Raw genomic sequence first — 23,956 nt, forward strand, 5'->3', positions numbered from 1 at the left:
GACGGGGGACGCCATCGGGTTACGGGCTGCCGTCGTCGGCTGACGGCCGGGACCGCGAGCGCCGGACGGGCGGGCGGGCGGCGCCTGCCGGTGGAAGCGGGCGCTACCTCACCGGCAGGTGGTAGGCGACCCGGTACCGGTCGGCGGGGACGACCACCTCGGCCGTTTCCACCGCGCGGCCCGAGGCGTAGAACGTGCGCTGGACGACCAGGACCACATGTCCGGGGACACCGCCGAGGGCGAGCAACTCCTCGGCGAGGCCGGGGCGGGCGCCGACCTCCTCGGTGACGTTGTCGACGACCACGTCGATCGCGGCCATCCGCTCGACGACGCCCATGCCGCCGAGCGGCCCCTCCTCGGGCAGCATCACGGGCGTGCGGCCGGTGAGGTCGAGCGGCTCCCAGGAAGTGGAGAGCATCATGGCCTCGCCCGCCTCCCGGAAGACGTACCGCGTGCACATCACGCGGTCGCCGGGCTTGATGGCGAGCCGCTCGGCCACGGCGACGCTCGCCTCGGCCTGTTCGCTGCGCGACTCCCACGTGCCGTGCGCGTCGCCGTCGGCCTGCTCCTGCCGGAAGGGGGTGGCGCCGCCGGTCGGCCGGTATCCGGAGCGGGCGACGCGGCGGGGCACGGGCCGCTCGCGCACGTACGTCCCGGAACCGGAGCGGCCCTCGACCAGCCCCTCGGCCATCAGCACCTTGCGCGCCTCCAGGGCGACGGTGTCCGAGACGCCGTACTCCTCGCGGATCCGCGCCTGCGACGGCAGGCGGGTATGGGGCGGCAGCAGGCCGTCGGCGATCTTTTTGCGGAGATCACCCGCGACGCGCAGATACGCCGGCTGCTCACCGAATGTCACTGGCCGCTCCCATCAGGTTGTACAGACAGCAACAGCGTGGCAACCGTAGGTTGTGCCAGGCAAGCAAAGGCCAGAGAATCACTCGATGTGATGACTTGTGCCGCCCGAGGGCTTTACGCAGGCACTTTCTCCCCGTTATAGGAGCGGTCACACCTCCAGACCGGAGTCGCCCCCGCCGCCGTCGCCACCGCTCCCGTACTCCGGAGACGTGGTGGCCAGTCCCAGAGCCTTGCGGGCGGTGACCGTGGTGTCGGCGACGACGAGGTCGTAGCCCTTGCCGTAGTGCTCGTAGTAGGCGTCGGCGTCGGGGGCCTTCGCGGCCAGCGCCCACTCCTTCTGCGCCGCCTCTAGGTCCTCGACCAGTTCGGCGACGGGACGGTCGGCGCCGGCGGGCCAGTCGTGCCGGTCGAGCATCGCGACCTCGCCCCTGAGCGCCTCCGACACCTGCCCCGCCCAGACCCGGTAGCCCGCGAAGTCGTCCTCGACGGCCTCCGCGTCGGGCACCTCGTCCATCGCCCGGTTGAGGTACCCCTCCGCCAGCAGGTACGTGTGCTGGTCCGGGTCGAGTCCGGCGCCGTCGTTGCGGAGCGATCCGGTCAGCGTGGCCTGCTCGTCCGAGTTCCCGAACAGGCAGGTGATCTCCCGGTCGCCGGTCCGCCAGCTCTCGGAGGTCGGGGTCAGGTAGTACACGTCGACGTCGGCCGGCAGCGCCCACCGGTCCATCGCGTAGGCGTCCTGGAGGGCGTAGCACCGGTCGTCCGCGGCCCGTGTGATCTCCGCGTCGCCGGGGAACGAGCCGCCCGGCAGCTCGAAGGTGGCGAACACCTCGCCGTCGTGCTCCTTGTCGCAGGACACCTCGTCGACGTCGTACGTCACGCCCTGGAGGGAGCCGCTGGGGGTGGTGAAGCACTGGCCCTTCGCCAGGCCGTAGGCGGTGCCCTCGCCGCGTGCGGCGTCCCGGAAGCCGTCCCAGAAGTCGGCGGCGCCACCCGTGGCGAGCGAGACGGCCCACAGGACCAGCCCCACGGAGGACAGCACGGAACCGGCCACGGCGAACCCCTTGCCGCGCTCACCCCGCTTCCTGATCTGCGCCAGCGCGACCAGACCCAGCACGAGCCCGACCGCCGGCACGAAGCACAGGACACCGAGAACGAAGGCGGCGATCGCGAGCCCGTTGACCGACGGCCGCGCGGGGTACGCCCCGTAGGGCCCGTAGGGGTTCCCAAGATGCCCCGGATGCCCCCAGGCACCCGGGTACGGATGCGGAGGCGCCGGGTACGGCCCCGGCGGCGGCTGCTGTCCCGGCGGGTACGGCCCCTGGGAATGGGGCCCTTGGGGCCCGGGCGGCGGCGGTATGGACACGTGAACCGTGCTCCTGTTTCGGACGGTGACGCGAAGGCGCCGCGGAACTGCGGCCGGGCCCCACGCGGTGGCCGGCCGATCACTCAGCGCATGGTAAGCGACCGCCGCCCCGGCCTCCGCGCCGCTCTCCGGCGTTCGCACCTCGTCCTCGCGGCGGGCCGGGTCGCCGACCCGAAGCCCCGCCGCGAGGACGAGTTCGTGCACCGAGCTGCCGTCAGAGCACCGTCAGAACTCCGTCGGAACGCGTCAGAACTGAAGGGCCCAGGCGTCGATCCGCCCGGTGTCGAACGACGCGTTGTCGCTGACGCGGAGCTTCCACGTGCCGTTCGCGGACTCCGCGGAGGCGTTCACGGTGTACGTGGTGTTGATGTTGTCCGCGCTGCCGCCGGTGCCGTACCCCTTGAGGGTGTACGCCGTGCCGTCCGGGGCGACCAGCTGGACCTGGAGGTCACCGATGTAGGTGTGGACGATGTTCACCTCTACGGCGAGCGCCGAGGGGGCGTTGCCCGAGACGCCGGAGACGGTGACCGGGGACTCGACGGTGGCGTTGTCCCGGATGGTGTAGTCGCCGGTGTTCTCGAAGCGGTCCCCGGTCGGCGGGGGCGTGTCGCCGTCGCCGACGTACAGCAGGCGGTTGGGCGAGCCGCTGCCCGGGTTCGAGACGACGCCGGTCGTGGCGGCGGACGTCAGCGCGGTCGCGACCTGCGCGGGCGTGGCCGTGGGGTGGTCGGCCAGGTGGAGCGCGGCTGCGCCGGCCACGTGCGGGCTGGCCATCGACGTACCGGAGATGGTGTTCGTGGCCGAGTCGCCGCTGTTCCAGGCGGAGGTGATGGACGAGCCCGGCGCGAACAGGTCGAGGACCGAGCCGTAGTTGGAGTAGCTCGCGCGGGCGTCGCTCGACGTGGTGGCGCCGACCGTGATCGCCTCGGTCACCCGGGCCGGGGACTTGGTGGAGGCGTTGGTGGACTCGTTGCCGGCCGCGACGACGAAGGTGACGCCGGACGCGATGGCGTTGCGCACGGCCGTGTCGAGGGCGCTGTCGGCGCCGCCGCCGAGGGACATGTTGGCGACGGCCGGCTTGACCGCGTTGCGGGCGACCCAGTCGATGCCGGCGACGACCTGGGCGGTGGTGCCGGACCCCGAGTTGTCGAGCACGCGGACGCCGACGATCTTGGCCTGCTTGGCCACGCCGTAGGCGCTGCCCGCGACGGTGCCGGCGACGTGGGTGCCGTGGCCGTGGCCGTCCTGGGCGGTGTTGTCGTTGTCGATGGCGTCGTAGCCGTAGGAGGCGCGGCCGCCGAAGTCGCTGTGGGTGATGCGGACGCCGGTGTCGACGACGTACGCCGTCACGCCCTGACCGGCGCTCGCCGGATAGGTGTACGAGCTGTTCAGCGGGAGGTTGCGCTGGTCGATGCGGTCCAGGCCCCAGGACGGCGGGTTGGGCTGGGTTCCGGTGACGTGGAAGGTGCGGTTCTGGACGACGGAGGCGACGGCCGGGTCGGCGGCGAGACGTTTCGCCTCGGTCTCGGAGGCCTCGACCGCGTAGCCGTTCAGCGCCTTGGTGTAGGTGCGCTCGATGTCGGCGCCGTACTTCTTCGCCAGCGCGCGGCCCTCGGCGGAGCCGGACTTCGCCTCGTCCGCCTTCAGGGTCACGATGTAGCTGCCGGCGACCGCGTTCGCCGCGTCCGCGTACTGGACGTGGCCCTCCGCCGCGGTGGCGGGGAGCGCGGAGACGAGGCTCGCGGCGAGGGCCGCGGTGGCCACGGCGCCGACGGCGGACAGTCTTCGCCGGTTGGTGCGAGGGGGGTTGTGACGCAGCACTGCCATGTGAGGGGTCCTCCTCAGTCGGTGGTGCGTGGTGGGGTTCGTGCACGCCGAGCAGACCGCCCCCCGGAGGCCACTGGGTCATGACCATGTCAATCTGGGGCGGTTTTGGTGCGTCAGCCGAAAGATTGAGGCTTCCAGAGGAATTGCACAAGGGGCCCGCACGGATGTGCGGGCCCCTGAATCGTTTGAGCGCCCGACCCGCCGACCGGGGCACCCGGCGCTCAGTCGGCTTTCGGTCGGCAGACAGTCGGATTTCGGTCGGCGCTCAGTCTTCGAACGCCGTGGCCCGGGTCTGCTTCTCCCACGCCTCGACATCCGCCCGCACCTGGTCGAGATGGCCGAGGACCGCGCCGACCCCGTCGTCGCCGAGCGGCAGGCGCAGCGGGGTGTGCTCGGCCGCCAGGGCGGCGCGGATGACGGCCGCCGCCCTGGCGGGGTCACCGGGCTGGCTGCCGTCGCCGCCGGCCACCATCCCGCGGGTCTCGCCGACCTTGGCGTACACACCGCTGTCCGCGCTGGTCCCGGCGTTGTCGGCCGCGAACAGGCTGGTCCGGAAGGCGCCCGGCTCGACGATCAGCACCTTGATCCCGAACTCCCGGACCTCGTCCGCGAGCCCCTCGGACATCCCCTCCAACGCGAACTTCGTGCCGCTGTAGGCCGAGAAGCCCGCGACCGACATCTGTCCGCCCATGCTGCTCATCTGCACGATCGCGCCCGAGCGCCGCTCCCGCATGTGCGGCAGCACGGCCCGGGTCAGCGCGGCCGGCCCGAAGACGTGCACGTCGAACAGTGCCCGCAGCTCCTCCTCGCCGGTCTCCTCGAAGGCACCGACGTGGGTCCGGCCCGCGTTGTTGACGAGGACGTCGATCCGTCCGTGCCGCGCCACCACGTCCCGCACGGCGTCCCCGGCGGCGGCCGTGTCGGCGACGTCCAGGCGCAGCGCCTCCATCTGGTCCGGGTGCGCGGCGACGAGGTCGTCGAGCGCCTCGGGGCGCCGCGCCGCGCCGACCACCACGTCGCCGTCGGCCAGGGCCGCCTCGGCGATCGCCCGCCCGAAGCCGCTGCTCGCACCGGTCACCAGCCACACCTTGTTCATGCCGACTCCCTCGTCACTCGTCCGTACTCGTCCGCCACTCGCGTCCGTCGCATCCCTGCAACCGCCAACCACCCTGCCGGGAAACCCGGTTGCCCGTCCAAGACCCACGCTGATAACCAACGGGCATGACGACGGACGTACACGTGCGGGAGCTGCGCTACTTCACCGCGGTGGCCGAGGAACTGCACTTCACGCGGGCCGCGGAGCGGCTGTACGTGTCCCAGCCGGCGCTGAGCAAGCAGATCCGGGCGCTGGAGCGGCAGCTGGGCGCCGAACTGTTCCGCCGTGAGCCGCGGGGCGTGTCGCTCACCGAGGCGGGCGCCGCGCTGCTGCCGCACGCCCGGCGGGTGCTGGCCGGCTGGGGCGAGGGCGCGGCCGCGGTGGAGGCGGTCCGGGCCGCGCGGCGCGGCACCCTGGTGGTCGGCATGAGCACCAGCCCCGGCCGGGACGGTCTGCTGCCGTCCGTCCGCTCCCGCTTCGCGGCGGCCCACCCGGAGGCGCTGTTACGGCTGCGGCAGACGCGCTGGGAGGACCCGACGGCGGGTCTCGCCGACGGTACGGCCGACGTCGCGTACGTGTGGCTGCCGCTGCCCGACGCCGACCGCTACGCCTGGACGGTGGTCGCCGAGGAGCCCCGGCTGGTCGCCCTCCCCGAGACCCATCCTCTCGCCGCGCGCCCGGTACTCGACTTCGCCGACCTGGCCGACGAGCCGTTCCTCGCCCTGCCGCCGGAGGCGGGCGTGCTGCGCGACTTCTGGCTGGCGCTGGAGGAACGGCGGGCCCTGGGGGGTGCCGCCGCCCGGCCGCCGCGCATCGGCGCGGAGATCGCCGGCACGGAGGAGACGTACGAGGCGCTGGTCGCCGGCCTCGGCATCTGCCTCGTGGCCACGGGCAACGCTCCGCTGATCACCCTCGGGGGCGTGACCACCCGCCCGGTCCGCGGCCTGGGCCCCAGCCGTTACGCCCTGGCCCGGCGCCGGGAGGACGAGGGGCGGCCCCTGGTGCGGGGCTACCTGGAGGCGTACCGGAGGGTGCGGGCCGGCGACGCGGCAGGGTGACGGGTATTCAGGACGTCGCGCTGTGTTCGTCGTGCACGCCCAGGCGGGCCTGTTCCTCCTCGACGATCCTGCGCGCCAGGTCGGTGTCCGACACGTCCACGGCGTCCGGCGTCGCCTCGGCCACCGCGCTGCGCCGGGCGTAGGCGTCGAAGAGGCGGGTCTTCTTCTCCAGGAGCCGCACCATCCGCTCGTCCACCCCGCCGGTGGCGAGGAGCCGGTGCACGCGCACCGGCCTGACCTGGCCCATGCGGTGGGCCCGCGCGACCGCCTGGTGCTCGATGGTCGGCTTGATCTGGGGCTCGCACACGACCACGACCGAGGCGGCCTGCATGTTGAGCCCGATCCCGGCCGCCTGGATCTGCGCCAGCAGCACCGCCGGGCCGGACACCGCCGTGAACGCGTCGACGAGCGCCTGCCTGCGGGCGGGCGGCACCGCGCCGGTGAGCGGGCCGAACACCGGTCCGTACGGACGGGGTTCCGCGCCGTCGGGAGCGCCGAGGGCGTCCTCGACCACGCGCAGGACGTCCCGGAAGTTCGAGAAGACCACGACCTTCAGCCCGTTCTCCCCTGCCTCCCGCACGATCTCCCGGAGCCGGCCGAGCTTGGCGGACTTCTCGGGGCGGGCGTACGCGGCCCTGCGCATCGCCATGAAGTTGCCCTCGCGCACGGCCTCCCGATAGGCGTCCTCGTCGGCGGCGCTCAGCTCCTCCCACTCGTCCGTGTGCTGGAGGCTGGGCAGTTCGGTGAGCACGTCCTCCTGGTTGCGGCGCAGGTAGACGGGGGCGACCGCCTTGCGGAAGGCGACCGAGCCGGTCAGCCCGGTGCCGCCCTCCAGCCGGTCCGCCAGCGCGGGGTCGAGCATCCGGACCAGGTTGCGGAACTCGGCGACCCGGTTCTCCATCGGCGTACCGGTCATGAACAGGACGTGCTCGCACCGGCCGGCCCATCGGTCGACCGCCTGCGACCGCAGGGCCTGCGGGTTCTTCACGGAGTGCGCCTCGTCCACGACGAGCATCGCCGGCGCGAGCGGCCCGGCGCCGTCCGGCCCGTCGCCGCCCGGGTCCGGGAACCCGCGCAGGGAGTCGAAGGTGGTCACGGCGACCCCGCCCCGCTCCCGCCAGTCGGCGAACGCGTCCTGCCGGTCGGGCCCGTGCAGCGGGCGGACCGGCAGGGTGCTGCGGGCCTCGATCTCGCGCGTCCAGTTGACCAGGACGCTCGCCGGGCAGACCACCAGGAAGTGCGTGTGCCCGCCGGCCGCGAGGTGCGCCAGGGCCGCGATGGCCTGGATGGTCTTGCCGAGTCCCATCTCGTCGCCGAGGATCACCCGGCGCCGCGCGAGGGCGAACCGCGCGCCGAACGCCTGGTAGCCGCGCAGGGAGACCCGGCGCCGGGAGTCGTCGAGCCGCAGTCCGCGGACCCGCTCGGCGATGTCGTCGGGCAGGAACCCCTCGGCAGCGGCGGTGTCGGAGGCGTGTCCGGCGATCTCGCCCAGCACGCCGTAGTACTCGGCGGAGCGCAGCTCGAAGTCGGTCCAGGCCGCGAGGTCGCCCGCCGGTCCGCGCAGCAGGTCCACCGAGGCCTGGGCCAGCAGTCCGGGCATGTCCGCCCGCTCGGCCTCCTCGGTGACGGACCGGATCTCCGCCACGGCCTCCAGCGCGCGGGCCTTCCTCGCCCGCCCGGCCAGCAGCAGCCCGATCCGCCCGGCGGCCGGACGGGCGTCGGCCAGCAGCGGGCCGAGCCGCCGTGTCAGCCCGGCCGCCGCGTCGAGCGCGCGCCGCGCCTCGGGGCCGGCCCCGACCAGCACGTGCAGGGCGGCGACCAGGGCGGTCGTGCGCGGTTCGGGCCGGTCCACGTCCAGGTGCACGGCGGCGGCCTCTCCGGCCGCCTCCGCCAACTGCCGTGCGGCGGCGACGATCTGGTCGACGGTGCGCTGTCCCACGCCGGGGATCTGCCGCAACCGGTAGGGGCCCGCGTCCAGGACCGCGCGGACCGTGCCCAGGCCGCTCTTCTCGACGGCGCCGAGCCGCAGCCGCCCGCCGGTGACGTCCTGCAACCGGGCCACGGGGATGGTGTCGAGGGCCTGCTCCACCGCCTCGGCGTGCAGCGGCTTCAGCGCCGCCCGGACGGCGTCGACGGCCCGCTCGTGGTCACCGGCCAGCGACCGGGCCGCCTCGTGCAGCCGGGTGCCGCGTGCGACCGCCTCCCGCTCATCGCGCCCCATCCGGTACCGCGCCCCCTCCCGGCCGCTCCCCGGCCGTTCCCCCGGCCCGCCGTTCAGCCGCTGTGCACATGCGCGCGCACTCCTTGCAGCCCGAACAGGACGAGCAGTTCGACCGCGCCGCCGTCGGCGCTGCCCAGCCAGTGCGGCAGGGACGTGTCGAACTCGGCGGCCTCACCGGAGGACAGCGTCAGGTCGCGCTCCCCGACCAGCAGCCGCAGCCGGCCGCTCAGCACGTACAGCCACTCGAAGCCCTCGTGCGTCTGCGGGGTCGGTTCGAGCGGCGCCGGCCGGCTCGGGATGATCATCTTGAACGCCTGGGTCCCGCCGGGCCGCCGGGACAGCGGCACGAAGACCATGCCGAAGCGCCGGACGGGCTTCAGGTGGATCCGCGGGTCACCCGTGCGCGGGGCGCCGACCAGGTCGTCCAGCGGGACGTCGTAGATCCGCGCGAGCGGCAGCAGCAGCTCCAGGGTGGCCCGGCGCTGTCCGCTCTCCAGCCGCGACAGGGTGCTCTCCGACACCCCGGTCGCCGTCGCGAGGTGGGCCAGGGTGATGCCCCGGTCCCGGCGCAGCGCGCGCAGCCTCGGGCCCACCGCGTCGAGTACCTCGTCCGTTCCGGCGTCCATCCGGCCACCTTGCCACAACGGCAAGTTTTCGTGCCAGACGGCCGGGGGCCCGCCGAGACTGGCGGCATCACGGCACGAGCGTGACGACACGAGCGTGACCGCACGAGCATCACGGCACGAGCGTCACGTCACGAGAGGAAGGAGTTCCGATGAGCGCCACCGACGAGGTCACGTTCTGGGATGGGCTCTACGCGGCCCGGTCCGCGGCGAACGACGCGCGGCCGAACCACCGGCTCGTCGAGGCGGTCTCCGAGGTGCCGCCCGGCGACGCGCTGGACCTGGGGTGCGGCAACGGCGGCGACGCGCTGTGGCTGGCCCGGCGGAGCTGGCGGGTCACCGCCGTCGACATCTCGGCGGTGGCGACCGAGCGGCTCGCCGCGCAGGCCCGCGCGCAGGGCCTCGGCCACCTGGTCACCGCCGAACGGCACGACCTGCGCGCGTCCTTCCCCGAGGGCCGGTTCGACCTGGTCTGCGCCCACTACCTGCACACACCCTTCGACCTGGACCGGGCGGCGCTCCTGCGCACCGCAGCACACGCGCTGCGTCCGGGCGGGCGGCTGCTGGTCGTCGACCACGGCTCGACCGCGCCGTGGTCGTGGAACCAGGACCCCGACGCCCGGTACCCGGGCCCGCGCGAGGTCGCGGCGGACATCGGCCTCGACCCGGCGGCGTACGCGGTCGAACGGGCCGACTCCCCGCGCCGCCGCGCGACCGGCCCCGGCGGCCGCACCGCCGAGGTCGTCGACCACGTCCTGCTCGTCCGGCGCGCCGCCTGACGCGACGGCGGAGACGCCACGCCTGACCGGGCGACACCCGACGGAGAGAGGTCCGACCGGGCGACGCCCCGACCGAGCGGCCGGGAACGGTCGGTCGCCCCACCCCGACGAAGGAGGTCACCATGCCCCCCGCCACTCGACGCGCCCGTCGCCGGGACGCCCCGCCGCCCCGGACCGGAGGCAGTGAGGCCGAGACCCTGCGCGGGTTCCTCGACTACCTCCGGACTTCGGTCGCCGGCAAGGTCGAAGGCACCCCCGAGCCCCAGGTCCGTACCGCCGCCGTGCCGTCCGGCACGAATCTGCTCGGCCTGCTCCACCACCTGACCCACGTCGAGCGCGCGCTCTTCCTCGGCGCGGAGGTACGGAACTGGCAAGCGACGTTCCGGGCCGCGCCTGAGGACGGCGTCACCGAGGTCGTCGCCCGCTACCGGGAAGCCGTCGAGCGCGCGAACGGGGTGCTCGACACCTGCGCCGACCTCGCCGCGCCACTCCCCCGGCACCCGCCCGGCAAGCCCGCCCCCAGCGTCCGCTGGGCCCTCACCCACATGATCGAGGAGACCGGCCGCCACGCCGGGCACGCGGACATCCTGCGCGAGCTGATCGACGGCGCGACGGGGCGGTGATCAGCGCGACGGCGCTCAGCGGCGCGTACGGCGGTCGGCGGCGCGGCGGTTGCGCCACCAGGTGACCAGCCACAGGACGTTGATCCCGCCCAGCGTCACCAGCACCGCGGCCGAGTCGGCGTTGCGGGCGAGGCCGTGCCCCGGCCCCAGTCCCCGCGCCGCCCGCACCAGCAGGGCGACGTCGAGGGGGATCGTGACGACGGCCATGAACGTCAGGCAGGCGGCCGTGCCGGCCACCAGGACGACGCTGTAGATCCGCACGGCCCGGCGTTCGTGCGGGGGCAGCCGGGTGCTCGGATCGTCGGCCCGGGTGATCCGGGGGGACCGAGGACGGACCCGCACCGCCCTCACCAGCCGCCGCCACCGGTACCGGGCGTACGCGAGACCGTCGCCGTACAGGTCCCGGCAGCCGGTGAGGTCCTGGAGGACGAAATAGAGGTCCGTGCGCGTGAAGACCATGCACTGGAAGGGCAGCGGCAGGAGGGCGAGCAGCAGGGCAGCGGCCAGCAGCCGGTGGGCGGTCGTGCCGGTGCCGGTCAGGGTGAGGGCAAGGACCAGGGACGCGGCGACGGAAAGGTTGAGGGCGATGCCGGACAGGTAGGCCGTCAGCCGGTGGCGGCGCGGGGCGAGTTCGATGCCGCTGATGTCGGTCTGCATGACGAGGAACTGGAGCCGGGTGCCCAGCCGCATCCGTCCCGGCACACCCGCGGCACGGGCGGTGACCAGATGGGCCAGCTCGTGGGCGAGCAGCAGCGTCCACCCGGCCGCCGCCCCACTGAGCAGCACCACGCTGCCGTGCGGGCTCCACAGCAGGTCGCGGTAGCCCGGTACCAGGTCGGGCCGGCGGAACAGGACGACGACGGCCGCCGCCAGCAGTACGCCGACGAGCACCGGCAGCGCCGGGTGCAGGGCGAGCCGGACCCGGTGCGGGCGCAGCCACGGCAGTGACGCGCGCGGCGGGGTCGCGTCCGGCACCGGACGGTCCCCGATCCGCGCCACGAAGCCCAGCGCGGTCAGATCCCTGACGAACTCCGTGACCTCGAACTCCTCGCCGGTCTCGGCACGCAGGGTCCGGGCGGTACGGGCCACGCTGCATCCTTCGCCGAGGAGTTCCACCGCGCGCGCCCCGGCCGCCGGAAGCGCGACGAAGGTGCGGGTGCTCAGGCGGCCGACGATCCACTCGTCCCGGTCCCGCCGTACCGCCAGGTCGTGCAGCCGGACCCGGGTCGACGGGTCGATCCGGGGCTGGTCGTCGGCGGCGGTGTCCGTCACGCGGGGTCCGTGGGGGTGCCGTCCGCCTGGCGCGCCCCGCAGGCCGGGCAGTCGGGGCGCCGCTCCGCGCGCTGCTCGACCGGGTCGCCGGGCAGCATGAGGTTGAGGCCGAACCGGCATCCGGGCTCGATCCGCGGGACGCCGCACAGCAGCATCAGAGCGGCGTGCGCCAGCAGTCCGCCGGAGAGGCCCGCGGTCACCGCGTTGGCCGGATTCCACGGCATCCGGGGTGAGGCGACGTCCTCGTCCTGGCCGGGCGCGAGCCGCAGGTCGCGTCGCTCGATCTCGGTATCGCGCAGGCACTCCCAGCAGGCGCCCCGGCCCGGCGTGAAGACCCCGACGCTGACGAGGGGCCCGCGATAGCCCGCCTCGGCCCACGCGGTGCCGGAGGCGAGGCAGACCCGGTTGGCCCATCTGCGGATGGCGGGGGGCCGGTCGGCGGCCAGCAGCAGCGCGTCGTACCGGGCGCCGGCGGTGGGACGGCCGGTCAGCAGGTCCGCGAGGTCCGCCGGGCCGCGCACCTCGCGGCGCTCCCCGGTGACCGTCGTGTCCGGGTTCAGCGCGCGCAACGACGCGAGTACCGCGTCGATCTTGGGCCTGCCGAGGTCGTGTTCGCGGAAGAGGGTCTGCCGGTTGAGGTTGGACAGCTCGACGACGTCCGGTTCCACGCAGTGCAGCCGCCCCACCCCGGAGGCCACCAGGTCCCGAGCGGCGGCGCCGCCGGTGCCGCCGACGCCGACCAGCAGGACCCGGGCCCGCCGCAGCAGCAGCTGCGGTTCCCAGGCGCTCGGCCGGGGCGTGAGGTCCATCCAGCGCATGAGGGTCATGCCCCGGCCGTACCGCTCGCGTTCCCGCTCGGACAGCTCCGCGGGCGGGTCGGCGCCGGCGTCCTCGACGTACCCCGCCCCGGTCAGGTCCGCCATGGCCTGGGCGATGTCCGGTTCCGGCAGCCGGAGTCCGGGGTGGCGGCGCGCCACCTCGGCGACCACCTCGGTGGCGGCGCGCGTCCCGTCCATGGCCTCGACCAGCGTCCACACCCAGCCGTCGGGGTCGCGGACCTCGGCGCCGATGCCGTGGACGACGCTGCCGATCCGTACGTGACCGTCCACCGTGCGGTAGGCCCGGTGCTCCGGCTTGATCCGGGGCCGCCGCATCGCGGGCACCGTCATTTTCGCGCCAATCTCGCCAGCCCCAACCACCCCGACAACAACGGACATTGACAACAGTGACCCGGTGAGCGAACGCTGACAAGAGCACACCGGACACGGTGCGCCACGATCCCACGGGGAGGAGACGGCATGGCGAACAAGATCGAGATCCGTCCGCTGGACAAGAAGGAGACCACCGGCGACAGCGGTGGCAACGGCGGTTCCTGACCCGGCACGCGAGTCGACGCGGAGCCGTACGCGATGAACCCCGCGACGAACGTGGCGACGCACCGCACGATGAACCGCTACCCCACGGTCGCGGAGGTCACCGAGTCGGCGCGGCGGCTGGTCACCCGGTTCCCCGGGGCCTGCCGCCTGCGCCGTATCGGCGTGTCCCGAGCCGGACGAGCGATCGAGATGCTGTCCGTGGGGCACGGGCCGCGCCACGTCCTGGTGGTCGCGCGGCCGCACCCGGACGAGCCGGTGGGCGGCGCGACCGCTCTGGTACTGGCCGAGTGGGTGGCGCGGGGGGACGGGCGGTCCGCGGCGACCGACCCCTCCCTCGTCACCTGGGACATCGTCCTGTGCCTCGACCCGGACGGCGCCGCGCTGAGCGACGGCGTCGAGGCGGCGACCGCCGGCCCCGACCACACCTTGGCCGGTTACTACCGGGCCGCCTTCCGTCCGGTGGCCGCGGAGCAGCCGGAGTGGGCGCCGATCGTCTCGCGTCAACTCCCCGAGAGCCGGGCCCTGTTCGACGTCATCGACGAGCTGCGGCCCCACCTCCAGTGCTCCCTGCACAACGTCGACGCGGGCGGCTCCTGGGTCCAGCTGACCCGCGACCTCCCCGCACTCGCCGCGCCCTTCACCACCTCCGCGGCCGAACTCGGCATCCCGGTCCAGCACGGCACGTACGACGCCCTGTACTGGGACAACCCCGCTCCCGGGATCCACGTCCTGCCACCGCCGGACAGCGCCGCGCGCCTGGCGGCCGGGTCCGAGAACATCGGGCTGTCCACCTGGTGCGCGCCCCAGCGGTACGGCGGGCTCACGGCCATCGTCGAAGTGCCCATGTGGGCCACCGACCTGGCCGACGACGTCTCCCCGCATCCGGAGGCCGCACACGTCCTGCGGGACCTGTCCGGGCTGGTCCGCGAGAGCGGCCGACGGGTGACCGCCGTCTTCGACCGGGCCCGCGGATTCCTGCCCCCGGCCGAGGACGACCCGCCCCGGCGCGTACTGGAGTGGATGGCCGACGACCTGTACGACCTGGTCGCCGACTCCTGGACCCGGCTGGCCCGGCAGGCGGCCGACGCCTCCCGCACCGGCGGTCCCGCGCCCCTGACCAGGGCCGAGGTCTGTGCCCTCGACGTCGTCGCCCGACGCCAGCCACTGCGCGCGGCGGGCCTCCTGCTGCGACTGCTCGACGCGTCGGACGACCGGGCCGCCCCGGGACTGCACCGGGAGCTGCACGGCCAGTTCACCGCGTGGTGCGACGACTTCGAGCAGGCGCTGCGGCTGCGCTGGGTGCCCGTGTCCCGTCAGGTGGAACTCCAGGCACGGACGGTCGTGGCGGCCGCCGAGAGCGCGCTGGGGACGACCCTCACCCGGTAGGAGAGCGGACCGGACCTCCCCCGTGTCGTTTCTGTCCAAGACCAGCCCCCGGACCGCCCTCTAACGTGGCCTCAACAGCTCGCCGACCGCCCAGAGGAGACACCACCATGCGTGACTTGGTCTACACCGGCTTCATGTCGCTCGACGGCGTCGTGGACTCACCCGGCGGCGGGCCGAGCGAGGGGCACCGCAGCGGTGGCTGGGTCTTCAAGGACCTCGAGTTCGTGCCGGAGGCCTGGTCGCTGAAGGCCGAGGAGCTGGCCGACACGACGGCGCTGATGTTCGGCCGGCGCAGCTACGAGGCGTTCGCGCCGGTCTGGCCCGGCTCGGAGGACCACGCCGCCTACAAGGACATGCCCAAGTACGTCGTCTCGACCACGCTGTCCGACGACGCCCTCGTCGACGGGTGGGGCCCGACGACCATCCTGCGCTCGACCGAGGACGTCGCCGCGCTCAAGGAGGGCGAGGGAGGCGGGATCTTCATCCACGGAAGCGCGGAACTCGCCCGGCGGCTCTCGGACGCGGGCCTGATCGACCAGTACAACCTGCTCGTCTTCCCCACGCTGCTCGGTGCCGGGAAGAGCCTGTTCGGCCGGTCCGACCGCGACAAGCAGATGCTGACGCTGCGGGAGTCGCAGAGCTACTCGAACGGCATCCTGAAGCTGGTCTACGACGTCAGGCGCTGATCCGCGCGCCGATCCAGGTCGAGGGCGATCGCACCACCGGCGCCGTCGCGCAACTGCCCGGCGGTGCGCCCGACATAGGCACGCAGGGCCCGGGCCAGGTGCGGCTCGTCGAAGTACTCCAGCTTGCCGACGACGTCGGCGGCCGGCTCCCCGGCCGCCAGCAGCTCCGCCGCCGTGCGGGCCCGCTCGATCTGCCGCACGGCGCCCCTGGTCAGCCCGGTCGCGGCCCGGAACCGCCGCTCGACCGTACGCCCGGAGACGTCCGGTCGAGCCCCCCGGAGCACCTCGGCGACGACCGGATCCCGAACCAGCACTCCGTCCCCGACCAGACGCTCGACCAGCGCCTCGGCGTCATCGGCCCCGGGTGTCTCCCAGCGCCCTCCGTCCAGCCGGAACGTCCGCCGCGTGGTGTCGGGCAGCACGACACCCCCGTCGACCAGCCCCGACACGGGCACGGCCCGCAACGACGTCCCCACGGCGAACTCGATCCCGGTGAACCGCGCCCCCTCGGGCACCGGCGCCGTACCGGCCCGGGTCCCGGGCCCGGTCACCCCGGCGAACGCCCGCCCGCCCTGCTCCCAGAAGACCAGCCCCCAGCGCACCCCGGCGACGGACGTCATCCCCGTCACCCGCTCACTCCGGCAGGTCCACACGGCGTCGACCCACGACGAGTCGGACCCACGGGTCTCAAAGCGCAGCGACACGGCGGCAGGATACGCGCAAGGGGGTCCGGCGTCGCCCTCACCGGTCCGCGCTGATGTGCTGCCCGGCCTGCCACACCGCCCACAGCCGGGCGTATGTGCCGCCGGCGGTGAGGAGTTCGTCATGGGTACCGGTCTCGATGACGCGCCCGGCGTCCATGACCACGATCCGGTCGCACGGAGCGGCTTGGGAGAGCCGGTGTGCGATCACGATCCCGGACCGGCCGGCGAGGACCGCTTCCGAGGCGCGGTCGAGCCGCTCGGCGTGGGCGGAACCGGCCTCGGCGGTGGCTTCGTCGAGGATCGCCAGTTCGGGGTCGGCGAGGAGCAGCCGGGCGAGGGCGAGCTGTTGCGCCTGTGCCTCGGTGAGCGGGTGTCCGCCGGTGCCGAGCACCGTGTCGAGGGGGTCCGCCGAGAGGTCCAGCAGATCGGCCGCGCCGGTGGTTTCGAGCGCGGCGCGGATCTCGCGGTCGGTGGCGTCGGGGGCGGCGAGTGTGAGGTTCTCCCGCAGCGTCCCGGCGAACACGTGTACTTCCTGGGTGATCACCGCGGTGCGGCGGGGACGGGTCACGGTCCCGGCGTCAGGCCGGTGAACGCCCGCGATCACGGACGCGAGGGTGGTCTTCCCCGCCCCGGACGGGCCGACGATCGCGAGGTGCCGGCCGGCCGGGATGTCGAGGTCGATGCCGTCGAGTACGGGTGGACCGTCGGCGTAGCGGAACGCGACCCCGCGGAGCCGGACGGCGGTGGGTGTCTCCCCGGCGACTGCCGGGTCCGCCGGGTCCGCCGGCGCCGTCGACGCGCCGGCAGCCTCCACCGTCGGGATCGTGACCACTCCGACCATGCGGCTCAGCGAGGCGAGGGCCGACTGAAGGGTGTCGATGACGAACAGCAACTGGTTGACCGGCCCCAGCAGGCGCAGCACGAGCAGCATGGCGGTGGTGGCGCCGCCGACAGTGGAGAGTCCGTGGTCGACGAGGACGAAGCCGACGACGAGCACGGCGGCCAGGCTCAGGCATTCGCCGAGGTTGAGCCGGGCGTTGAGCATGCTCTGCACGGTGCGCGCCCGGATCGACTGCACCGCGACGCCCCAGGAGTCCGTCAGCACGGCGCGATGACGGTGCTCGGCGAGCCCGAAGCCGAGCACCGTGGCGTAACCGCGCTGGGACTCGAGGATCTGCTGGGCCCGCGCACTCATCGCCGCACGCTCGGCCCGGTACACCAGAGGCCCGATGCGCAGGTACCACCGCATGGCGAGCGCGTAGACGGGCAGTACGACGGCGAACGCGGCCGCGTAGGGCCACTCCAGCGCCGCCAGCCCGGCCACCGACACGGCGATGGTGAACGCGGTGACGGTGAGCGCGGGGATCACCGCGGGGGCGGCATCGGCGACGGCGGTGACGTCGTCGCTGGACCGGGATATCAGGTCCCCGGTACCGGCGCGCTCCACGAGGTGCTGCGGGAGCAGCATCGCGCGGCTCACCAGCCGTTCGCGCAGCTCGGCGAGGACGGTGTGGTAGACGCGGGTGGCGTGCGCGATCGTCACCGCGGTGCCCGCGGCACCGAGGACGGCCGAGAGCGCCATCACGCCCGTGACGGTCAGCACGGTGCCGATGTCCGCGGTGTCCGCCCGCACCCGGTCGACGAGATACCCGATCGCCACCGGCGGGATCAGGTCGACGGCGGTGCTGACGATCCCGGCCAGGCCGACGGCGGTGAGCCGGAGCCGGTGTCCGCGGCTGAGCCGCCACACCTCCCTCGCCGTCTCCCGGGCGCCCGCGACGGGCAGCGCGTGCCCGTGCGCAGCGGATGCCACGCTCATCCCACCGTCCTTTCGTGCAGGGGTGCGTCCGCTTCCTGCGGGGGTGCGTCCTCGAACAGGTCGACTACGCGGTCGCAGCGTCCGAGCAGCACGGGGGACGAGGCGATCAGCAGCGTCGAACGGCCCGCGCGGACGCCGGGCAGACGCTCCGCGATCGCGTGCTCGGTGACCGGGTCCACCGCCGTGGTCGGGTCGTGCAGCACGAGTACCGGTGCGTTGCTCGCCAGTGCGCGGGCGAGGGCGACCCGCTGGCGTTGACCGCCGGAGAGGCGGTTGCCGTCCTCGCCGACCGGGAGGTCGAGATCGGCGGCGAAGTCGTCGCACGCCGCCGCTCGCACCGCGGCGTCGACCGGCTCCGACCCGCCGGCACCGGAGCCGGCGACGAGGTTGTCGCGGATCGTTCCGCTGAAGAGAGTGGCCCGGTGCGGGGCGACCGTGACCCGCGAGCGGTACGCGTGCGGCGTCAGCTCTCGTGCCGGACGCCCGTCGAGCCGCACCTCCACCGCGTCGGAGGCGCACGGGTCGAGGAGCGCCCGCGCGATGCGCGCGGCGGTCCGGTCGTCGGCGCGCACTCCCACGAGCTCTCCGGGGGCCACCCGGATCGTCGCGGCCGGCGCGGCCACGTCCAGCACGGGCTCCGGCGCGACCTCCGCCCGTGTCGCGTCGTCCTGTCCCGGCTTGCGGCCGCCGTTGCCGCGCAGCACGTCGATGACGCGCGCGGACGCGGCGCGGGCCCCGGCGAGGTTGGGGATGGAGATGCGCGCGATCGACTGGATCTGCGGCAGCAGTGCCTGGGTGAGGCCGACGGCGGCGATCAACTCGCCGATACTGAGGCGCCCGTCCACGGCGAACCAGCCCGCCAGCCCCATCACGGCGGCGACGAACAGGCCGCTGACCGCACCGGAGCCCACGAGGAACCTCCCGAGGAGCCCCGCGTTGCGCCTGGCCCCGACGAGGGTCTCCTGGCTCGCCTGCCGGTACCGCCTGGTCGCCTCGGCCTCGGCGTGCATCCCCTTGACCACCCGGTAGCCCGCGACCAGATCCGTGGCCCGCCCGACGGTGGCGGCCAACAGCTCCTGGTACGCGCGGGTGTCCCGGGAGAGCCGCTCGCTGAGCACGCCCATCAGCCACACCGCGGCAGGCGCCCCGAGCAGCACCACGAGCCCCAGCAGCCAGTGCGTCGCCAGCAGCGACACGGCGATGAACCCGATGGCGGCGATCCTCGACACCGGCATGATCAGCAGGATCACCGCGTTGGCCAGGCGGGCGACGTCGCTGGTCATCACCGAGACGACGCCGCCGTCCGGCGCCCGGGCCACGCCGCCGACCGGGTGCAGCACGGCGGTCGACAGGGTGCTCCGCAGCCGGTGCTGCAACAGCTGCACCGCATACGAGGTCAGCCGGTTCGCCAGCTTCGCCGCCACCGTCAGCGCGATGTACAGGGCGGTCAGCACGCCGAGCCACAGCACGAGCTGCGACGCGTTCCCGGTCGCGAGCGCCCGGTCGATGGCGACACCCATGACGACGGGGACCGCCGACTCGCCCACCTGCCACACGACCGCGAGGAGCATCGCCGGGACGGTGACCCGCTTCACCGAGAAGATCGCGCGCAGCAGGAACCGCCCCGGCGTGATCCCCGCCCCGGCCTCGAACGCGGGAGCCTCGACCGGTTCGGGGGGCGCCTGGAGCAGCACGGGCAGCCGGCGGGTCAGCGGTCCGCGCCCCAGTCCCGCGGTGTCGGCGTCCGCGGAACGCGAGGATTCGCTCACGCGGGGCTCCCGTCCCCGCTCTTGCGCGGGAAGCACCAGAGCAGGGCGTCGGCGAGGAGTCCCCGCCACCATGCGTAGTCGTGTCCGCCGGCGAATTCCCGGTAGCGGGTGTCGTAGCCCTTCGCGGTGAGCACGTGGTCCAGCCATCGGCTGTGGGTGTTCGATCCCTCCAGCTCACCGACGTCGTGGAAGACGCGGACCGGCGCCGCTTCCGCGGCGAGGCAGTCGGCGATCAGTGTCGGCACGGGGGTGCGCCGCAGCAGCTCGCCGGCTCCGGTGCCCCAGGTGAGGTCGGGGTGGTACCCGCACGACGGGGACTGGAGGATGGCGTTGCCGAAGGCACCGGGGTGATGCAGCGCCGTCCAGCCGGCGCACAGGCCGCCGAAGCTCTCACCGGCCAGTGCCACGTCGGCGGGGTCGCGCGCGAGCGGATACCGGTGGTGGAGCCACGGCAGCAGTTCTTCGACCAGCATCCGGGAGAACGCCGGATCGCAGAGCAGCTCCTGGTAGCGCCGCTGTCCGAGCTGGTCGACGAGGACCACCGCACAGGGCCGGATCAGTCCCGCCTCGACCAGGGCGTCACGCACGCCCGGCGCACTGTGCTCCGGTGTCCCGTCCAGGTGGATCACGAAGGGCAGCGCGCTGTCGTCCGAGAACTCGCCCGGGGGCATCGAGACCCAGATGCGGCGCTCGTTTCCCAGCAACTCACTCGCCAGCACGGCGGAGTCCATCGCCGGGGCCGGGCGGGCTTCGGCCTGGTCGAGCCAGGGCAGCGGCTCCGCGTCGGGCAGCGCCGCCACCGAGGCCCCCGAGAACCGCTCCACCGCGCACTCCGAGAACCTCGGCGGCGGGTTGAACGGGTCCGGGACCTGCTCGCCCTCACCCGTACCGGTCGGCCCACGTCGCGTGAACACGTACGAGAAACGCAGGTCGGAACGCATCCGCAGGGTGAGTACGTGAAACGGCGTCCCCGCCACCGGGGCGAACTCCGTTTCGATCGGGTTGAAACCGATTCTGGGGCCGATCACCACCGAGAGGGTGGCCGTCGAGCCGTCCGCGGGCTCGTCGACGAACGTCACCTCCACCTCGTCCGCGCAGACCCGCTCGACGAGCGGTGTTCCCGCCTCCTGGAGATGTCGTCTGAACCTCTCCGGGCTCCACTCACCGGTCGACAGCTTCTCGACGGTCGGATCAGACATGTATCGCGCTCTCTGCGTCGGTGTTGTCGGTGTGCGGGGCGAGCGCCGGCTCCGCCGTCAGGCGCGCGGTGGCGGTCGGGGTCGCGCTCACAGGCGTCTCCTTGCTTCGGTGAACAGCAGGTGTCCGAGGTAGCCGCCGCCGAGCACGACGGTGATGATGCCGACCGGCAGCGGGGTGGGGGCGGCATGCTGGGCGAGGTAGTCCGACGCCAGGCACAGCAGCGCCCCGACGAAGGCGGCGGGAGCGAGGGCGACCCCCGCGCCGCGGGCGAGCCGGTGTGCGATCTGCGGGGCGACCAGGGAGACGAACAGGATCGGCCCGGACGCGGCCGTGACCGTCGCCGTCAGCGCCACTCCCACCAGGATCAGGCCCAGGCGCACCGGCGAGACCCGGACTCCTTGCGAGGCGGCCACTTCGTCGCCCAGCTGCATCTGCCGCAGTGACCGGCTCAACATCCCGGCCACCAGCAGGAGTACGGCGATACAGGCGCCGCCGACCGCCACCTGGTTCCAGGACACGCCGTTGAGCGACCCGGCACCCCACGCGGCCGCGGACATCGCCTGGTCCAGGTCGGCCTTGAGGATCAGCCAGGTGTTGAGCGAATCGAGCATCGCCGAGGCGCCGATGCCGACGACGATCAGCCGGAACCCCTTCACCCCTCGCCGGTGGGCCAGCACGTACACGGCCACGGCGGTGGCCATCCCGCCGAGCAGCGCTCCGCCGGCCAGCTGCGCGTAGGTGCCGTTGACGACCAGGATCACGATCAGCGCGCCGGTGTAGGAGCCCTGGGTGAACCCCATGATGCCGGGGTCCGCGAGCGGGTTGCGCAGCAGCGACTGGAAGACCGCCCCGCTCACCCCCAGAGCCGCGCCGAACACCAGCGCGGCGGCCACCCGGGGCAGCCGCCACTCGACCACGAGCTCCTGGACGAAGCCGGTCTCCCGGCCGGTCAGTGCGGAGAGCACCTGCCCGGGACTCAGCGCGTACGAGCCGGTCATGAGCGCGAGCAGCGCCATACCGGCGCCCGCGACCGCGAGCACCGTGCAGACGACGACCGAGCGCCACCGCAGCCGGACCGCGATCCGCCCGCGCCGCAGCACCAGCGCCCGCCGCCCGAGGCCCACCCGTGGCAGGCGCGCGTTCGGCTTCACGGTCCGCTCGCCTTCCTCCGCCCGCGACAGGCGCGTGTTCGCGTTCACAGCCCGCTCGCCCTCTTCCGCCGCACCAGCACGATCAGGACGGGAGCGCCGACGAAGGCGGTGATGATCCCCACGGGGATCTCGCCGGGTCGCATCACGACGCGGCCGAGGATGTCGGAGACCAGCAACAGGCTCGGGGCGAGCAGAGCGCTGTACGCGAAGATCCAGCGTTGGTCCGGTCCGACGATCCAGCGGGCCACGTGCGGCACCATGAGTCCGACGAATCCGATGGGTCCGGCGATCGCGGTGGCGCCCCCGGCGAGGAAGGTGAGCGCGATCACCGCGAGCACACGGGTGCGGCCCAGCCGGACCCCTTGGGCGCGGGCCAGCTCGTCGCCCAGAGCCAGCGCGTTGAGCGGGCCCGACACCGCGAAGGCCAGGAGGAGTGCCACCGCGAGGAACGGCACGATCGGCCATACGAGGTCCAGTGGGCGGCCCGTGATCGACCCGGCGTTCCAGTACCGCATCGCGTCGAAGGCGTCCGGGTTGGTCAACTGGAGCGCCTCCCTGGCGCCGCCGAGCACCGCGCCGACACAGACCCCCGCGAGCACCATGACCACCGGCGAGGAGCCCTTCCGTGTCGACCCGAGGGCGAGCACCAGGAGCGTGACGATCAGCGCCCCCGCGAACGCGAACCACATGTAGCCCCGGGCTTCGCGGACGCCGAGCAGGCCCACGGCGACCGTCACCGCGAAGGACGACCCGGCGTGGACGCCGAGGACACCCGGATCGGCCAGGGGGTTGCGGATGAGCGCCTGGATCAGCGCGCCCGACAGACCGAGTGCCACGCCGACGACCAGGCCGACGATCGTGCGCGGCAGCCGGAAGTCGCGGATGGCGAACTGGTCGGGGTGGGCGGACGGGTTGAACAGCGCGTCCCACACCACGGACGGCGCGATCGCCGTGGACCCGATCATGACACTCAGCATCAGCAGGGCCATCAGCACCGCCAGCGCGAGGGCCGTGCCGAGCAGACGCCGGCGCGGCCGGGGCACCGTCTCGGTGCTCCGGCCGCGCCCGCGCAGGGCGAGGGGTGTCACAGCTTGCCGGCGAGAGTCGCCAGTGCGCTGTCGAGCGAGTCCAGGTACCGCAGCACGGGCCCGTAGGAGTTGTTGCCGGGGCAGAAGACTCCGAGCGCGCGACCGGAGGTCACGGTGGGCAGCGTCTTCCACGTGTTGGTCTCGGTCACCGGCACGAAGGGCTCGGCCGGCCGGCCTTCGGCATCGACGGGGTAGGTGATCACGTCGTACTCGGAGAGCTCGGCGACCTGCTCGAACGGCAGGGACTCGTACGCCAGTGGGTCCTTGCCCTCGGCCGCCTCGGGCAGGTCGAGGCCGATGTCGTCCCGGGCGATCTCGGAGCAGCCGATGTCCGCGATGTAGAACGTTCCGGGGTCGCTCCAGTCGCCGCGGGAGACGTCGACGAACTTGGTGTCGTCGATGGTCTTGCCGTAGGTCTCCTTGATCTTGACGATCTTCTTCTCGAACTCCGCCTTCTGTCGGCCGAGTTCGTCGGTGACGTTGCCGGCCGTGGCGATCTCGCCGGCGAAGGCCTTCCACTCGGTGTCGAGCCCCCAGAGCACCGTCGGGGCGATCGACTCGAGTCGCTTGCCGACCTTGTCCCAGTCGTTCGAGTGGAACTGGACCAGGATGAGGTCCGGCTTGAGGGCGGCGAGCTTCTCGAGGTCCACGTCACCACCGCTGCTGCCGACGACCTCGGCCGCCTCGTACGCGGCCTTCTGTTCCTTCGGCAGTACGGCGAGGTCGGAGTCGGACACCTCGGTGACGCCCACCGGCTTGCCGCCGAGATCGATGAAGGGGAGGTTCGTGTTGCCGATCGTGACGATCCGCCGGGGGGCGGCGGGAATCTCGACGGTGCCGTTCTCGGCCTTGACGCTGCGGGTCCCCGCGGCCTTGTCGCCGCTGGTCCCGGCGGCGGCCTTGTCGCCGGTGCCGTTCCCGTCGCTGCCGCAGGCGGTGAGGAGGAGCGCCGCGCTCAGGAGCGCGGCGGCGACGGCCGTGCCGCGCCTCGTTGTCAGGGTGCTGCTCATGGTGGTCTTTCTTTCTCTTCTGCCCCGGGGGAGGGATGTGCCCGGGTGGA

General features: G+C 73.6%; 20 protein-coding genes. 5 read left to right on the top strand and 15 right to left on the bottom strand.

The window, feature by feature from the left end; genetic code table 11:
* Nucleotides 1-103 precede the first annotated feature (103 nt).
* The 4 genes from ACZ67M_RS13180 to ACZ67M_RS13195 all read right to left on the bottom strand — a co-directional run bounded on the left by ACZ67M_RS13180 (nt 104) and on the right by ACZ67M_RS13195 (nt 5,141).
* On the bottom strand, nt 104-856 hold the full coding sequence (locus tag ACZ67M_RS13180; protein ID WP_122616044.1) for a GntR family transcriptional regulator: 753 nt from the start codon (nt 854-856) through the stop codon (nt 104-106).
* A gap of 147 nt (nt 857-1,003) precedes the next feature.
* Nucleotides 1,004-2,218 carry a DUF4190 domain-containing protein gene (locus ACZ67M_RS13185; RefSeq protein WP_469850885.1) on the bottom strand — a complete coding sequence of 405 codons (1,215 nt, stop codon included), beginning with the start codon at nt 2,216-2,218 and terminating at the stop codon, nt 1,004-1,006.
* A 246-nt stretch (nt 2,219-2,464) separates the two neighbouring features.
* The gene (locus ACZ67M_RS13190) at nt 2,465-4,045 is read right to left on the bottom strand and encodes a S8 family peptidase (protein WP_361352139.1); all 1,581 of its coding nucleotides are present in this window, start codon (nt 4,043-4,045) and stop codon (nt 2,465-2,467) included.
* A 265-nt stretch (nt 4,046-4,310) separates the two neighbouring features.
* The gene (locus ACZ67M_RS13195; RefSeq protein ID WP_469850887.1) at nt 4,311-5,141 is read right to left on the bottom strand and encodes an oxidoreductase; all 831 of its coding nucleotides are present in this window, start codon (nt 5,139-5,141) and stop codon (nt 4,311-4,313) included.
* A 125-nt stretch (nt 5,142-5,266) separates the two neighbouring features.
* On the opposite strand from ACZ67M_RS13195, the gene ACZ67M_RS13200 reads away from it, so the two are divergent.
* Nucleotides 5,267-6,199 carry a LysR family transcriptional regulator gene (locus ACZ67M_RS13200; protein ID WP_385800870.1) on the top strand — a complete coding sequence of 311 codons (933 nt, stop codon included), beginning with the start codon at nt 5,267-5,269 and terminating at the stop codon, nt 6,197-6,199.
* Between the two features lie 7 nt (nt 6,200-6,206).
* Here the strand turns inward: ACZ67M_RS13200 and ACZ67M_RS13205 are convergent, their stop codons facing one another.
* Together ACZ67M_RS13205 and ACZ67M_RS13210 are read right to left on the bottom strand one after the other, a co-directional pair.
* On the bottom strand, nt 6,207-8,420 hold the full coding sequence (locus ACZ67M_RS13205; protein WP_469850889.1) for a DEAD/DEAH box helicase: 2,214 nt from the start codon (nt 8,418-8,420) through the stop codon (nt 6,207-6,209).
* A gap of 53 nt (nt 8,421-8,473) precedes the next feature.
* Complete coding sequence (locus ACZ67M_RS13210) at nt 8,474-9,046, bottom strand: helix-turn-helix domain-containing protein (protein ID WP_125492664.1); 573 nt, start codon at nt 9,044-9,046, stop codon at nt 8,474-8,476.
* A gap of 149 nt (nt 9,047-9,195) precedes the next feature.
* On the opposite strand from ACZ67M_RS13210, the gene ACZ67M_RS13215 reads away from it, so the two are divergent.
* Complete coding sequence (locus ACZ67M_RS13215) at nt 9,196-9,822, top strand: SAM-dependent methyltransferase (RefSeq protein WP_385800866.1); 627 nt, start codon at nt 9,196-9,198, stop codon at nt 9,820-9,822.
* Nucleotides 9,823-9,944: 122 nt separating this feature from the next.
* Nucleotides 9,945-10,445, top strand: coding sequence for a DinB family protein (locus ACZ67M_RS13220; RefSeq protein WP_469850891.1), 501 nt, complete (start codon nt 9,945-9,947; stop codon nt 10,443-10,445).
* A gap of 15 nt (nt 10,446-10,460) precedes the next feature.
* On the opposite strand, the gene ACZ67M_RS13225 is transcribed toward ACZ67M_RS13220, so the two are convergent.
* Nucleotides 10,461-11,717, bottom strand: a complete 1,257-nt coding sequence (locus ACZ67M_RS13225) for a hypothetical protein (RefSeq protein ID WP_467319495.1) — start codon at nt 11,715-11,717, stop codon at nt 10,461-10,463.
* Nucleotides 11,714-12,886, bottom strand: a complete 1,173-nt coding sequence (locus ACZ67M_RS13230) for a HesA/MoeB/ThiF family protein (protein WP_392234683.1) — start codon at nt 12,884-12,886, stop codon at nt 11,714-11,716. Before ACZ67M_RS13230 ends, ACZ67M_RS13225 begins: the two co-directional genes overlap by 4 nt.
* 276 nt (nt 12,887-13,162) lie before the next feature.
* Between ACZ67M_RS13230 and ACZ67M_RS13235 the strand changes: the two genes are divergently transcribed.
* The gene (locus ACZ67M_RS13235; protein WP_469851339.1) at nt 13,163-14,479 is read left to right on the top strand and encodes a M14 family zinc carboxypeptidase; all 1,317 of its coding nucleotides are present in this window, start codon (nt 13,163-13,165) and stop codon (nt 14,477-14,479) included.
* A 107-nt stretch (nt 14,480-14,586) separates the two neighbouring features.
* A complete protein-coding gene (locus ACZ67M_RS13240; protein ID WP_382814552.1) occupies nt 14,587-15,165 on the top strand; it encodes a dihydrofolate reductase family protein in 579 nt (192 codons plus the stop codon).
* On the opposite strand, the gene ACZ67M_RS13245 is transcribed toward ACZ67M_RS13240, so the two are convergent.
* From ACZ67M_RS13245 to ACZ67M_RS13275, 7 genes are all read right to left on the bottom strand, one after another.
* On the bottom strand, nt 15,147-15,869 hold the full coding sequence (locus tag ACZ67M_RS13245) for a helix-turn-helix domain-containing protein (protein ID WP_469850893.1): 723 nt from the start codon (nt 15,867-15,869) through the stop codon (nt 15,147-15,149). The two genes, ACZ67M_RS13240 and ACZ67M_RS13245, sit on opposite strands and share 19 nt — an antisense overlap.
* 37 nt (nt 15,870-15,906) lie before the next feature.
* On the bottom strand, nt 15,907-17,688 hold the full coding sequence (locus ACZ67M_RS13250) for an ABC transporter ATP-binding protein (protein ID WP_469850895.1): 1,782 nt from the start codon (nt 17,686-17,688) through the stop codon (nt 15,907-15,909).
* The gene (locus ACZ67M_RS13255) at nt 17,685-19,457 is read right to left on the bottom strand and encodes an ABC transporter transmembrane domain-containing protein (protein ID WP_469850897.1); all 1,773 of its coding nucleotides are present in this window, start codon (nt 19,455-19,457) and stop codon (nt 17,685-17,687) included. Before ACZ67M_RS13255 ends, ACZ67M_RS13250 begins: the two co-directional genes overlap by 4 nt.
* Entirely contained in the window at nt 19,454-20,656 is a 1,203-nt protein-coding gene (locus ACZ67M_RS13260; RefSeq protein WP_469850898.1) for an alpha/beta hydrolase, read from the bottom strand. The genes ACZ67M_RS13255 and ACZ67M_RS13260 overlap by 4 nt, the downstream gene beginning before the upstream one ends.
* Before the next feature lie 87 nt (nt 20,657-20,743).
* Entirely contained in the window at nt 20,744-21,856 is a 1,113-nt protein-coding gene (locus tag ACZ67M_RS13265; protein ID WP_469850900.1) for a FecCD family ABC transporter permease, read from the bottom strand.
* Nucleotides 21,853-22,896 (bottom strand): FecCD family ABC transporter permease, encoded by a 1,044-nt coding sequence (locus ACZ67M_RS13270; RefSeq protein WP_469850901.1) that lies wholly within the window; start codon nt 22,894-22,896, stop codon nt 21,853-21,855. Before ACZ67M_RS13270 ends, ACZ67M_RS13265 begins: the two co-directional genes overlap by 4 nt.
* A complete protein-coding gene (locus tag ACZ67M_RS13275; RefSeq protein WP_385800847.1) occupies nt 22,893-23,906 on the bottom strand; it encodes an ABC transporter substrate-binding protein in 1,014 nt (337 codons plus the stop codon). The genes ACZ67M_RS13270 and ACZ67M_RS13275 overlap by 4 nt, the downstream gene beginning before the upstream one ends.
* Between the last annotated feature and the right edge of the window lie 50 nt (nt 23,907-23,956).

It is taken from the genome of Streptomyces sp. NPDC107500 (assembly GCF_055582785.1).